General features: G+C 65.5%; 12 protein-coding genes. 2 read left to right on the top strand and 10 right to left on the bottom strand.

Features of this window, described 5'->3' with window-relative positions; translation table 11 throughout:
• Positions 1-215: 215 nt before the first annotated feature.
• Positions 216-2,411, top strand: a complete 2,196-nt coding sequence (locus tag FB389_RS08830) for a beta-1,3-glucanase family protein (RefSeq protein ID WP_170207944.1) — start codon at positions 216-218, stop codon at positions 2,409-2,411.
• A gap of 120 nt (positions 2,412-2,531) precedes the next feature.
• Here FB389_RS08830 and tsaD read toward each other — a convergent pair whose 3' ends face one another.
• The 8 genes from tsaD to glmS are packed head-to-tail and all read right to left on the bottom strand — an operon-like array spanning position 2,532 to position 10,509.
• Positions 2,532-3,575, bottom strand: coding sequence for a tRNA (adenosine(37)-N6)-threonylcarbamoyltransferase complex transferase subunit TsaD (gene tsaD, locus FB389_RS08825; RefSeq protein ID WP_142112838.1), 1,044 nt, complete (start codon positions 3,573-3,575; stop codon positions 2,532-2,534).
• Positions 3,572-4,081: a ribosomal protein S18-alanine N-acetyltransferase gene (gene rimI / locus FB389_RS08820; protein WP_142112836.1), complete on the bottom strand. Its 510-nt coding sequence runs from the start codon at positions 4,079-4,081 to the stop codon at positions 3,572-3,574. The genes tsaD and rimI overlap by 4 nt, the downstream gene beginning before the upstream one ends.
• The gene (tsaB, locus tag FB389_RS08815) at positions 4,078-4,791 is read right to left on the bottom strand and encodes a tRNA (adenosine(37)-N6)-threonylcarbamoyltransferase complex dimerization subunit type 1 TsaB (RefSeq protein WP_170207943.1); all 714 of its coding nucleotides are present in this window, start codon (positions 4,789-4,791) and stop codon (positions 4,078-4,080) included. Before tsaB ends, rimI begins: the two co-directional genes overlap by 4 nt.
• 10 nt (positions 4,792-4,801) lie before the next feature.
• Entirely contained in the window at positions 4,802-5,314 is a 513-nt protein-coding gene (gene tsaE, locus FB389_RS08810) for a tRNA (adenosine(37)-N6)-threonylcarbamoyltransferase complex ATPase subunit type 1 TsaE (protein ID WP_281282034.1), read from the bottom strand.
• A 2-nt stretch (positions 5,315-5,316) separates the two neighbouring features.
• Positions 5,317-6,525 carry an alanine racemase gene (gene alr / locus FB389_RS08805; protein ID WP_142112832.1) on the bottom strand — a complete coding sequence of 403 codons (1,209 nt, stop codon included), beginning with the start codon at positions 6,523-6,525 and terminating at the stop codon, positions 5,317-5,319.
• Positions 6,525-8,207, bottom strand: a complete 1,683-nt coding sequence (locus tag FB389_RS08800; RefSeq protein WP_142112830.1) for a bifunctional ADP-dependent NAD(P)H-hydrate dehydratase/NAD(P)H-hydrate epimerase — start codon at positions 8,205-8,207, stop codon at positions 6,525-6,527. The genes alr and FB389_RS08800 overlap by 1 nt, the downstream gene beginning before the upstream one ends.
• Complete coding sequence (locus FB389_RS08795) at positions 8,204-8,626, bottom strand: holo-ACP synthase (RefSeq protein ID WP_142112828.1); 423 nt, start codon at positions 8,624-8,626, stop codon at positions 8,204-8,206. Before FB389_RS08795 ends, FB389_RS08800 begins: the two co-directional genes overlap by 4 nt.
• Before the next feature lie 17 nt (positions 8,627-8,643).
• A complete protein-coding gene (gene glmS, locus FB389_RS08790) occupies positions 8,644-10,509 on the bottom strand; it encodes a glutamine--fructose-6-phosphate transaminase (isomerizing) (RefSeq protein WP_142112826.1) in 1,866 nt (621 codons plus the stop codon).
• Between the two features lie 74 nt (positions 10,510-10,583).
• Here glmS and coaA point away from each other — a divergent pair, with 74 nt between their 5' ends.
• Complete coding sequence (gene coaA / locus FB389_RS08785) at positions 10,584-11,537, top strand: type I pantothenate kinase (RefSeq protein ID WP_142112825.1); 954 nt, start codon at positions 10,584-10,586, stop codon at positions 11,535-11,537.
• Here coaA and FB389_RS08780 read toward each other — a convergent pair.
• Positions 11,534-12,151, bottom strand: a complete 618-nt coding sequence (locus FB389_RS08780) for a peptide deformylase (RefSeq protein ID WP_142112823.1) — start codon at positions 12,149-12,151, stop codon at positions 11,534-11,536. The two genes, coaA and FB389_RS08780, sit on opposite strands and share 4 nt — an antisense overlap.
• Positions 12,148-13,494, bottom strand: a complete 1,347-nt coding sequence (gene glmM, locus FB389_RS08775) for a phosphoglucosamine mutase (protein ID WP_142112821.1) — start codon at positions 13,492-13,494, stop codon at positions 12,148-12,150. The genes FB389_RS08780 and glmM overlap by 4 nt, the downstream gene beginning before the upstream one ends.
• Positions 13,495-13,650: the final 156 nt, after the last annotated feature.

Raw genomic sequence — 13,650 nt, 5'->3', positions numbered from 1 at the left:
GCCTCGTACCCCGAGCGTTCAACGCTTGAAGGCAGGCGTGCTGGAATGACGATAGGTCTCTCGCGGAAGGCAACGTTGTCATATAGGCTGAAGTTGGTATCAAGAATCCAGAGAATGGCCGGATTCGGTACCGCTGGACAGGGCGGAGTCGACGGGTTTCAATGCAGAACCCGGGGCCGCCTCCGAAATGGACGTTCTCAACGAGGAGACGAACTGTGAGATTTAAGCGCTACCTAGCGACTCTCGGAACACTTGCGCTCGTGTGCGTTGGCGCGCTTGCGGTAGCACCTGCCTCAGTCGCCGATGCGGGGCCGAAGGTGCCGCTACCGTTGGAGATCAGCAACAAGTCCGGACGCAGCGATCCTGTGTACATTTACATCCTCGGCACGAACTCGTCCGGTCAAGTCGGATGGCTTGATCAAAACGGGACATTTCACTCCCTGTCAGGAGCAACCGGTACCCCCACACCGGTCGGGGATATTTCGATAGCGGGCCCGACGTCGGGCAACACGATTACGGTATCCACCCCCGTGCTTGCCTCCGGTCGCATCTACTACTCATACGGGCAAAAGCTACAGTTTTCCAAGGTTCTCGATGGAAATGGCGTCTCCAACTTCGCGTATCCGTCGATCTTCAATACGTCTGACCCGAATAGGTCAATATTGCACGGATCAGCTGAATACTCGCTCACACAGCACCCCGATGGAAACACCGGGCTGTGGCTCAACTCAAGCCAGGTGGACTTTGTGGGCCCGCCAGTCCAGGTGGGTGTTCAAAATGCCGACGGAAGCTCATTCTCGATTGGGCGCCTGAAGTACTCTGGAATCTATGCCATCGCCGATTATCTCTCCGCCCAAACAGGCTGGAGCGGCGCAGTCAAGAAGGACGGGAACGGCGGCATCTTGCGTATTCTCAGCGCCAAGGATGCTCTCATCGACGGAGTTCTTGACACTAATTCTCTTCAGAACTACATCAATGCAACCTGGGACAAATATCGTTCCACGACTTTAACGGTCAAGCCACGAACGATTGACCCGAAGTTCGCATACACCGGAACGGTCCAGGGAGACACTTTTGTATTCCAACCACCGAGCGGCTACACGGGCCTCACTACCATCACCATCGCCAAACCGTCACCATCGAACGTCGTTGGTTGCGACGGTCCTTTGACGGGTGGCGGCGTGCAAGGAGAGATCGCACGCACCGTCTGCGCGGCATTCAACCGCTCGAACATCATGTCCCAGACGACTCAACCGGCCTCGCCCAGCACCTACTTCACCGACTCGGCTTGGACCAACCACTACGTCAAGATTGTGCACGACCAAATGGTGTCGGGTCGTGCGTATGCCTTCGCGTATGACGATGTGTCCGAGCAAGAATCCTTGGTAGCTACCACGAACCCTCAGCGCGCGTACCTGCAACTTGACCCGTTCGCCGGCGACGCGACCCCCCTTGCCACCGAGCATGGGGTGGATGATGGCGAGAATGGCGGCGGCACCGGCGGCAACGACAACACCGGCGGCGGCACCGGCGGCAACGACAACACCGGCGGCGGCAACGACAACACCGGCGGCGGCACCGGCGGCAACGACAACACCGGCGGCGGCAACGACAACACCGGCGGCAACGACAACACCGGCGGCGGCAACGACAACACCGGCGGCGGCACCGGCGGCGGCACCGGCGGCAACGACAACACCGGCGGCGGCACCGGCGGCGGCACCGGCGGCAACGACAACACCGGCGGCGGCAACGACAACACCGGCGGCGGCAACGACAACACCGGCGGCGGCACCGGCGGCAACGACAACACCGGCGGCGGCACCGGCGGCAACGACAACACCGGCGGCGGCACCGGCGGCAACGACAACACCGGCGGCGGCACCGGCGATTCCTTCGTTATCACAATCGGCACGCAGTTGTCCGCGACCATCGAGGTGAAGCACACGCGAACCGGAAAGCGCGGTTGGATTCGGTCGGCCGCAACCGCGTCGATTTCGGGGACCGCACCGAAGGGCGCGAAAGCGACGATTCAGGTCAGCCTCAACGACTCAGGTTGGAAGACCTACAACGGCAAAGCCATTCGCCTTCCGGAAGGTAAAACGAAGCTCAACGCGCGAACCGTCGTTGGGTCGAAGGCCTCACCCGTTGACAGCGGTACGGTGAAGGTCGACACGAAGGCTCCGAAGAAGCTGAAGGCACTCAAGAAGAAAAAGGTCATCAAGCTCAAGGCGAAGGACAGCACATCCGGCGTTCGGGTCATCAAGTACCGGGCAAACGGGAAGGGCAAGTGGCGCACCTACAAAACGAGCGGCATCAAGATCACCGCGAAGCTCAAGAAGATCACTTTCAAGGCCTACGACAAGGCCGGCAACACGTCCAAGGTCAAGAAGTACACCTTGAAGAAGTGACCGACTGACGAAGCCCGCACGACAATGGGTGTTTGTCCGGTATACCACCGGGCAAACACCCATTGTCGTTACGGCTGGGACTAGTTCAACCCCGCGCCATCGGCGAGCATGGAACGTGCATCACACGTGGGTGACCTCGAGCGGCATGGACGAGTCAACGCCGAAATCGAGGCGCGATGGTGCGACCCCGGCACGAATCATCGACGCCCCCAGCGCCGCGATCATCGCTCCGTTATCGGTGCAGTAGCGAATGGGCGGTACTCGCAATGTGATCCCCGCTTCCGCGCATCGCAGTGCCGCCATGTCGCGAAGTTGCGAATTGGCCGAGAAGCCCCCGCCGATGACGACCGTGTCCAGGCCGTGACGTTCACAGGCGGCGATTGTCTTCGCCGTCAAGACATCGGCGACAGCGGCCGCGAAAGATGCTGAAATGTCGGCGAGCGGAAGCTCCTGACCAACGGCTTCCCGCGCTTCGACCCACCTGGCAACCGCCGTTTTCAGTCCCGAGAAAGAAAAATCGTAAGCGTGCGCCGCCTGATCTTTCGCCGAGGTCAGTCCACGGGGGAACCGGATCGCCGCTGGGTCGCCCTCCCTGGCCAGGCGATCGATGTGCGGCCCGCCGGGGTACGGCAGACCGAGTAACCGCCCAACCTTGTCGAACGCCTCGCCTGCAGCGTCGTCCAACGTCGACCCCAATTCCCGCACACCCGTGGCGATATCGTCGACCAGGAGCATCGACGAATGTCCCCCGGACACAACCAGGGCCAGGAACCTTTCGGGAAACTCTCCGTGCACCAGTTGATCCACGGCGGCGTGCCCGATTACGTGATTGACACCGTATAACGGTTTACCGGTCGCGAGCGCAAGCGCCTTCGCCGCCGACACACCCACGGTCAAAGGACCGACCAGGCCCGGTCCCGCCGTGACCGCAATCGCGTCAATGGAACCCAAATCGACATCGGCTATTTGCAACGCCCGCGATAGCGTTGGGACCATCGCCTCCAGGTGAGCCCGCGAAGCGATCTCGGGAATGATCCCGCCGAAACGGGCATGCTCTTCAACGGAACTCGCCACAGAATCGACCAACAGGTCGTTGCCCCGCACCAAGGCGACTCCCGTCTCGTCACACGAGGATTCGATGCCCAGTACTAACGGTTCGCTCACAGATCCTGCCCTTTGTCGTACCGATCGGTTAGGTCCAGCCTCATCACGACCGCGTCGATGTCGCCCGGCTGGTAATACCTCTTCCGAATTCCAAGTTGTTCAAAGCCGTACTTGCCGTACAGGCGCAGCGCCGGATCATTCCCCACCGCGACCTCGAGCAGCACCGCCTCGGCGCCGATTGCGACCGATCGGGAAACGAGCGCCTCAATCAGGATTGATCCAGCGCCGTTACCCTGATGCCGGACGTCGACGCCGACAGTCATGATTTGCGTGACTTCTCCGTCGAACCATAAGCCCGCGTAACCGATGACCGTATCCGGTCCGATCGAGGTCAGATCGCGGTGAGTGACAACGATGTACCACCTGCCGGGACCGCCCAATTCTTCGGCGAGCATCGCGTACGACCACGCCTGCTTGCCAAAAAGGGCCTGTTCCAAACGCACGATCGTGTCCAGATCCGATGCCCGCATGGCGCGCACGCGGTACGTCTCAACCGAGCCGCTCATGCGCCAGCCGACCGCTTGGCCTGGGTCGGCACCTGCGCATCCGGACGACGCAGGTAGAGGGGATCGCAGGCCAACTCGGCGCCCGCGGCCAGGTCATCGCGCGCGATGCTCGCCAGCAACCCCGCCTCCAGGGTGCAGTTGTCGGCATCAACCTGCACCACGTCGCCCAGTACGGGCAACGGGCCCGCAGTCACGACGACAGTGGCGTCCACATCGGTCAATGCGGATGGCCGCTCCACAAAGGCAGAGCCGTCCCGCGCGAGGACGCGGGCCTCGTCCACACCGATTGCGCCGAAGGTTCCATCATCGACCGACTCAACCAGGTACCTGCGGCCATAGACCTCCTTGCGCCGCGCATCGGCGAGTACCAGCAACCTGGTGCCGGTGGGCAGCGCCAATGAACGCGCCGCGCGCAACGCCACGGCGTCCAGCGAGCACACGCCGAAGACGGGAATGCCGCGGGCAAACGCGAACGTGCGGGCCGCGACCAGCCCGGCCCGCAATCCCGTGAACGGCGCGGGGCCGGTACCGACAACGACTCGCGTCACGTCACTGGGAAGAACCTCAGCGCGCCCCAGTGCGCGCTCGATGAGGGGCGCCAACAGTTCGGCATGCTGCCGGTTCGAAGGGTTGGATTCTGTCACCACCTCATCGGGCCCGACGACGCTAACGCTGATGCCTGCCGAGGTATCTATTGCCAATGTCACCACGGAAACCACCCTACCGTTCGAGCCACGCGGCCGATGCCCAGCGCGCCCCGCTCGCGCGCAGTGTCACGCGCCGCTCGCTGGGCTGGTCAAAGGCGTCGCCGCCCGTTCCCGCCCCGAGTGGGCGATCGATCGTGACTTCGAGCCTGTCCTCGCTCAGCACTTCTGCGACTCCCGCCCCCCACTCAACCACAGTGACCGATTCGTCCAGTGTGGTGTCGAGGTCCAGCGCATCCAGTTCGTCCAGCGAACCCAGGCGGTAGGCGTCGACGTGCACAAGCCCGGGCGCCCCCGCCGGTCCTGGATATTCGCGTGCGATCGTGAACGTGGGCGACACGATGTGACCGCGCACTCCCAGGCCCGTACCGATGCCCTGGGTCAGGGTGGTCTTCCCCGCTCCCAGGGGCCCGGTCAGGATGACCAGGTCGCCAGGGCGCAGCAGGGCGGCCAGACGCGCACCGAAATCGCGCATGTCATCGGCCGTTGGCAACCCCTGGCTGTAACCATCGAGGAGTTTGGCTGCCACCGTTAGCTCCAATCCGTCTGCGTGAGGTCGACGTCGCCGTCGGCGCGCGCACTATCGACGTACTGGCGCGGGACGCGCGGCCCCAGGCGGGTGGTTATCTCATAGTTGATCGTGCCCGCGCAATCCGCCCAATGCTGTGCGGTCGGTTCGCCCATGGCCGGGTCACCGAACAGCACGACCTTGTCGCCCGCACGCTCCGACGCGTCCGGCCCCAGATCGACAACGACCTGGTCCATGCAGACCCTCCCCGCGATTCGACCCGGGCGGGCGGCGGCCCCCAGAATCCGCACCGGCGCGCCCGGATGATCGGGGTTTCCAGAGACGTGGCGCGGGACGCCATCGGCATAGCCCAGCGGCACGACGCCCAAGACGGTGGGCGCCTGCGTGACGTAGTGATGCCCGTAGGAAACGCCCTGCCCCGCATCGACCGGCTTCACCGTCGCTAATTCGGCCACCACCCGCATCGCGGGCCGCAATCCCAGCTTCTCACTGTCGGCCACCTGCGGAAACGGCGTGAGACCATAGGTTGCGATGCCGGGCCGCACCAAGTCCAGGCGGGCGGCGGGCTCCAGCAATGTCGCGCCCGATGCGGCGATGTGGCGCAGCAAGGGCCCCGTACCCCTGCCTTCAAGATCCGACGAGGCCCGGTTCAGTGCCGCAATCTGGACCTGCGTGAAGGGGTTGCCCGGTTCATCGCCGAAGGCCAGGTGCGACCAGATTCCGACCACCTCAATACTGCCGACCGTCAAAGCGTATTGCAGCGATTCCGCAAAATCCTCCCATTGACCAGCGGTAACTCCGTTTCTCCCCAACCCGGTGTCGACCTTGACGTGGATTCGGGCGGTGAGACCCAGGCCCAGGGCAGCCCGCTGCACGCGCGCCAACGCGTCCAAGGACGCCACCGAAACGTCAATGTTTGACGCAATAAGCTCTTCAAACGGGGCATCGGGCCCGTAAAGCCAGGTCAGAACCGGGGCGCCAATGCCCGCCGCGCGCAGGGCGAGCGCCTCGCTCGACTGGGCGACGCCAAGCCACGTCGCACCCCCGCTGAGCGCGGCGCGGGCCACCGGCACAAGCCCATGCCCGTAGGCGTCTGCCTTGACCACGGACATGACGGCGCTTCCCGCGGCGGTCCGCGCAAGCAGTTCCGTGTTGTGGCGAATGGCTCCGAGATCGACCACGGCGCGGGCCGGGTAATAGTGATCAGTCACTACACTATTGTCCCACCGTTATCGGGGGAGGCGGAAAGCAGCTGCGCGACGGCCCGCGGGATGCATTCGATGAGCCCGGGGACGGTTATTGGTCTGCCCAGATTCGGGTCGGGATCGATCCGACCGCCTTGACCGTCAGCCACCGGGTGCAGGCCCGCCGCAAACCGCGCGGACATGCCGTGGATCATTGCCGCGAGCGCAACGATCCTGCCGGTGTCCTGGCGTCCCGTCATGATGAGGGACGAGTTCTGCGCCAGAACCGCACCGACTATTCCGGCCAGTGCATCGCCGGCTCCCGCCGTCGCGAGCCAGGCGGTTCCGTCGTTCTGTGACCATACGCCGCCCGCCCCGGCGATAATCGTCGTTGATCCCTTCAGTAAAAGGGTCCCGCCGAAGATGCCGTGCGCCATGCGGGCGAATCGCAGGGGCGCACCCTCGATGCCTGCCCTGGTGACGTCCGGGTGGCCCGCCTGGTTCAGGAGGCTAGCCAGCTCACCCGCGTGGGGTGTCAGGACGACGTGGGCGGGCAGGTTTCGTGGCAGTGCGGTGAGCGCACCCGCATCGAGCACGATCGGCACCGGTGCCGCGCCCTCGCCCAGGCCGAGCCTGGCCAGGTCGACCGGTGAGGCAGTGCCCAGGGCGAGCGCCAGCGCGGCGGCGGACGCGCTATATTGCGCCGCAAGTTCCCTGTCAGCACCGGCCTGCGAATCGTGGTCGGCGGGCAGGCCGCTGCCCGCCACGTACGCCTGCACCCTGCCCGCGGCGTGGACGACCTGCGGGTTCGCGGCGATCACCTGGCTGGCCGCCTCCCGTGGCCCAAAGTAGCGGACCATGCCGACTCCCGCGTGCTGCGCCGCGGCGCACGACATGATGGCCGCACCGGGATAGTGGGCGGACCCCGCAATGATCCCCACGACCCCGCGCAGGTACTTGTGGTCGCTCGCGCGCGGGGCTCGTAGCAGGCGCTCCGCGCGCACATCGGCCACCTGCAAGCGGCGCACGACGGGCGCGGTAGCGGTCAGCTGCGCGCCCATGCCGATGTCGATCACGGTGATGGTGCCCGCATAGGTGGCCGCGGGCTCGCACAGCAAGCCAGCCTTCGCGGCGCCGAAGGTGACCGTTTCGTCAGCCGGAAGGACGGCCTGCGGGTCGGGGACCGCGCCCGTGGTGGAGTCGATCCCGGAGGGCTGATCGACGGCGATCACAAAAGCGCCTGCGCTCGCAATCGCGCCGCGCGCCTGCGCCATGAGCGTGCGCGCGTTGCCGCGCACGCCCGTGTTCGCGGCGGATCCGGTTCCCAGCACCCCATCGAGCACCAGGGTCGCGGTGCGACACATCTCGATTGCCCGCGGGTCGTCGGCGTCCTGCAGTGCAAGGAAGCGGCCTCCCTGGGATCGCAGGCGCGCCACGGCGTGATCGACCCCGGATCCCGCCACAAGGATTGTCGAAACGGCAGCGCCGCGCGCGGCCAGATGCGCGCCCGCAAGCATCGCATCCGCGCCATTGTTTCCCCTGCCCGCCAGAACGACGACCCGGGCCCCGCGGACCCCGCCGCGCGCGCGCAAGGCGGCCAGCGCCCGCATCGCCAATCCGAAAGCGGCGCGTTCCATGAGCGGGACTCCCGCGGCCAGCAGCGGCTCCTCGGCGGCGCGCACGTCTTCGGCGCTGAACCCCTCGATCATCGCTGCGCCCCCTCGGCACGGCGGGTGGGCGCCGCCACCGCGTCGGCGGCCGGGCCTGCGCCGCAGGTCCGCGCTTCCGCAACCACGAAAGCGAGCGCGAATCCGCCATCGTGGCTGATCGAGACGTGCCAGGTGTCGATCCCCAACGCCTCGGCCCGCCGGGCGCTGGCGCCCGCGAGTTTCACCACGGGTTCTCCCGCGCTTCCGCGCACAGTGCTCACGTCCTGCCACGAGAGGTCGCCCGGCGACCCGAGTGCCTTCGCGACGGCCTCCTTCACGGCGAATCGCGCCGCGAGGCTTGGCAACGGCAAATCGCGCTCCGCCGCAGTGAACAACCGCTCGCGCAGGCGCGGAACTCGTCCCAAAGCCCGCCGCAGGCGCTCCTGGGCCACGAAATCGGTTCCAATTGCCCGGATCATGCCCCTCGTGACCCCGCCTATTCGACCGTCACGGACTTTGCCAGATTGCGCGGCTGGTCGACGTCCAGGCCTCGCGCGGTGGCGAGCTCGCACGCAAATATTTGCAGCGGCACTACCGTGACCAGCGGCGATAGGAGTGTCGGGGACTGCGGCACCCAAAAGACCTCGTCCGCGTACGGCAGCACCGCGTCGTCGCCCTCCTCGGCGATAACGAGGGTGCGGGCCCCGCGCGCCCTGATTTCTTGAATGTTGGATATCACTTTGGAATGCAGCGAATCGCGCCCGCGCGGCGATGGCACAATAACGAACACCGGAATGCCCGGTTCGATCAACGCGATCGGCCCGTGCTTCAGTTCGCCCGCGGCGAAGCCCTCGGCGTGGATATACGCCAGTTCCTTGAGCTTCAGCGCCCCCTCCATCGCGACGGGGAAGCCGACGTGCCTGCCCAAGAACAGCACCGAACGCGAATCCATCCAGCGCGCTATCATGCGGATTCGGTCGCCGCCGTCGATGACGGTGCGGATCTTATTCGGCATCGCTTTCAGGTCCGCCAGGACGCCCGCGATTTCGTCGGGGAACTTAGTACCACGCACCTGCGCCAAATAGAGGCCCAGCAGGTAGGCCGCGGTGAGCTGGGCCAGGAATGCCTTGGTCGAGGCGACGGCGATTTCCGGGCCCGCATGCGTGTATAGCACCGCATCCGATTCGCGCGGGATCGTAGATCCGTGCGTGTTGACGATAGACAACACCTTCGCGCCCTGCTCCCGCGCGTGGCGCACCGCCATGAGCGTGTCCATCGTTTCGCCGGACTGCGAGATCGCCACGACGAGGGTCTTTTCCGAGACCACGGCGTCGCGATACCTGAATTCATGCGCCAACTCGACCTCGACCGGGATCCGGCACCAGTGTTCGATCGCATACTTGGCAACGTGTCCGGCGTAGGCGGCAGTGCCGCACGCAATCACGATGATCTTGTCAACGGTGCGCAGCAGGGCCTCATCGATCCGTAACTCGTCGAGGGTGAGATTGCCCGCCGTGTTAGTGCGCCCCAGCAGCGTGTCCGCCACCGCCTGCGGTTCATCGTTGATTTCCTTGTCCATGAAGGTGCGGAAACCGCCCTTCTCCGCGGCCGACGCATCCCAGTCGACGGTGTAGGGCTGGGCCTCGACCGGGTTGCCTGCGAAGTCGGTGATGGCGACGGAATCGGCGGTGATCGTGACCACCTGATCCTGCCCGAGTTCAAGCGCCTGCTTGGTAGCGGACACAAATGCCGCAACGTCGGATCCGAGGAAGTTCTCGCCCTCCCCCAAACCGACCACTAGCGGTGAATCGTGGCGGGCGCCCACCACCGTTCCGGGGGAGTCGGTGTGCACGGCAAGGAGCGTGAACGTCCCCTCGAGCCGGCGGGCGGTCGCGCGCATCGCCTCGGCCAGGTCCCCGTGGGTGCGGTATTCGCGTGCCAGCAGGTGGGCAGCAACCTCCGTGTCGGTCTGCGAATAGAAAACCGATCCATCCGCCTTGAGGTCGTCGCGCAGCGCGGCGAAGTTTTCGATGATGCCGTTGTGGATCAGCGCCAGCTTGCCGTCATCGGCGACGTGCGGGTGCGCGTTGACGTCAGTCGGTCCGCCGTGCGTCGCCCACCTGGTGTGTCCGATGGCTGCCGTGGCCGGCGGCAGGGGTTCGGCGTTGAGCAGCGCGACCAGGTTGGCGAGCTTTCCCGCTTTCTTTCGCACCTCGACCTGCTGCAACCCGGGCGCAACGACCGCAACACCCGCCGAGTCGTAGCCCCTGTATTCGAGCCGCCGCAGGCCCTCGATCGCGATCTCGAGCGGACGATTCGAGGGAGCCGCCACGGGCCCCGCATATCCAACGATTCCACACATGGTCCTAAGGCTAGCAAGTTGCACGCCGCGTAGGCTGGCGCCGGGGTCGGATTCGTCGCCTAGACTGGTACGCCATGGACAGCGACGACCTGCCTGGGCCTGGCCCCTACATCGAATTTGGCCGGGATTCGTGGAGCCGGTTGTCGGAATCGACGCCGCTGCCACTCACCGACGCCGATGTGGAACGACTGCGTGGCCTCGGCGACCCCCTCGACCTGAATGAGGTCGACATCGTCTATCGCCCGCTCTCGCGGCTGCTGAGTCTGTACGTCAGCGCGACGGGGACCCTGCATCAGGCGTCTTCGACGTTTCTGCACGAGCGGTGGGACGGAACCCCCTTCGTCATTGGCATCGCCGGTTCGGTCGCGGTGGGAAAATCTACGGTCGCCCGGATTCTGCGCGAGATGCTGGCCCGCTGGCCGGAGACCCCGAAAGTCGATCTGATCACGACGGACGGGTTCTTGCTGCCGAATAGCGAGTTAGAGGCGCGCGGGATCATGGATCGCAAGGGATTCCCGGAATCATATGACCGACGAGCGCTCATCAACTTCCTTGCGCGCGTCAAGTCCGGAGACGAGAGCGTGCCCGCGCCCGTCTACAGCCACGTCACCTACGACATCGTCCCCGGAGCACAAACCCTCGTGAGGCGACCCGACGTTCTCATCGTGGAGGGACTGAACGTCCTGCAGCCCGCGCGCACGGACCAGGCGTTGCCATCGTCGCTGGCGGTATCGGACTTTTTTGATTTCAGCATCTACATCGACGCCGATGAGGCGAACATTCGGCGCTGGTACGTCGAGAGATTCCTGTCGCTGCGCAGCACCGCATTCGCGCGCCCCGATTCCTACTTCCAGCGGTATGCGGGGCTCAGCGACAACGAGGCGGTGGCCCAGGCCGTGGCGATCTGGGACAGCATCAATGCGCCGAACCTGCAAGAAAACATCGCTCCCACCAAGAGCCGGGCAACGCTTGTCCTGACCAAGGGCGAGTCGCACGCGGTGCAGCAGATTCGGTTACGAAAGCTCTAGGAAGGCAGCGAGCGGGCAGCGGCCAGCCACTGATTCGTGGCCAACGTGCGCAGGTCCGCCTTGTCGACGTAGAGGGTTGCGGCGAGGTGATCAGTTTCGTGCTGTGCGATTCGAGCCGGCCACCCGACCAACACCTCGTCGAACTCGGTGCCGTCCTGGTCCGTCCCGCGGAACCGAACCGCACGGTGACGCGTCACTTCGGCCTGGTATCCGGGAACCGATAGGCATCCTTCATAGAAGGTTCGTGACTCAACTAGCCCGGTGTCGGGGCTCGGTACCACCTGGTAGGTGGGGTTGATCACCGCGCGGCACGCGAACGGCGATCTTTCGCGCGGATCGCTCGTGTCCGTCCCGGGATCCCACATCACGGCCAGCGCGAGTGGGAGCCCGATCTGATTGGCGGCCAGGCCAACGCCGGGGGCGTCGAGCATGGTCCGTCGCATAGCATCCAGCGTGGCATCGAGCAGGTCGCCGAGCTGGCCGGCATACGGCTGCACGGGGTTTCGCAGCACGGGGTCACCGGCCCCCACTATCGGGAATATGCCGTTGGGGTAGCGTCGCAGCAGTTCCTCCACCGCTGCCCGCAACCCGCGATCCGCACCGTTGGGTTTCATAGCGACAGTCGGTCGCGAACCACTGCCGCAAGGCGTTCGGCAACCTCGTCGGCGTGTTCTTGCGTACTCGCCTCCACCATCACGCGCACCAGCGCTTCGGTTCCTGACGGCCGCAATAGCACTCTGCCCGAACCCGCCAACTCCTGCTCCGCCGCTGCCACCGCCTGCGTCAGGGCCTCATCGCTGCGTGCGCGTTGCTTATCGACGCCGCGCACGTTGATTAGGGCCTGCGGCAAGCGCGGGATCATGGACGCCAATTCGGCCAGTGTGCGCCCGGTCTGCGCGACCCTGCTCAGCAGATGGAGGGCGGTGAGGGTCCCGTCACCGGTCGTGGCGTGGTCGAGCATGACGACGTGCCCCGACTGCTCGCCGCCCAGGTTGTAACCGTGGGCGCGCATTTCTTCCAGCACGTAGCGGTCGCCCACCGCCGTACGGGCGACCGCGATGCCTGCCTGCGACATAGCCTGCGTCAGGCCCAGGTTGGACATGACGGTGGCCACCAACGTGTCGCCCTTAAGCGATCCGCGTTCCTTGAGCCCGATCGCGAGCGTGCCCATGATCTGGTCGCCGTCGACGATGTTGCCGTCGTTGTCCGCAGCTATGCAGCGATCCGCGTCCCCGTCAAAAGAAACGCCCGCGTCCGCCCAGTGGCCGACGGTTGCGGCGGCCATGCGCCGCGGCGCCGTCGCGCCGTAGCCATGGTTGATGTTGATGCCATCGGGGCTGGCCCCAATCTCGATGACTTCTGCGCCCGCGCGGCGAAGCGCCTCCGGCCCCAGCTTTGAGGCGGATCCGTTCGCTCCGTCCACGACCACGCGCAGGCCGTCGAGCCGGTGGGGAACAGAGGCGACGAGGTGATCCAGGTAGCTATCGATCGCGTGCCCGTCGTACGACAGCCTCCCGACCGCGGCGCCAATTGGCCGCTCCCACGGCTCACGCAGACGGGCCTCGATGCGGTCTTCGACCGCGTCCTCCAGCTTGTAGCCCGAGCGGTCAAAGAACTTGATGCCGTTGTCCTGCATCGGATTGTGGGAAGCCGAGATCATGACGCCCAAGTCGACGTCCATGGTTCGGGTCAAGTAGGCAACCGCCGGGGTGGGAACCACACCCACATCGATCACGTCGACGCCGGCGCTAGCCAGGCCCGCACTCACCGCCGCCCCCAAGAACTCGCCGGAGGCGCGCGGATCCCGTCCGACAACAGCCCGCGGCCGTGGCCCGCTGAAACGGCCCTCCTGCCCCAGAACGTGCGCCGCGGCAACCGCCAGGTCGAGCGCAAGTTCTACGGTGACATCCTTGTTCGCAACTCCGCGAACGCCGTCGGTTCCGAACAATCGTGCCATGGCGAGCGTGGCCCCCTTATATGAAGTCGGTGAGTATCTGGCGGTGGTGCCCGCACACGATGCTTGACCGGCGCAGCCTAGCGCCATCGGTCACAAGCATAGTTGACGCCCCTGGACCGGGCCCACGGGACGCAGAGCTGGACGCCGATCCCCTCG

The organism is Rarobacter incanus (genome assembly GCF_006715765.1).
In the GTDB taxonomy this organism is placed as follows: Bacteria; Actinomycetota; Actinomycetes; order Actinomycetales; family Cellulomonadaceae; genus Rarobacter; species Rarobacter incanus.
Note: the sequence above shows the minus strand (reverse complement) of the source record. Positions and strands in the feature narration are given on the sequence as shown.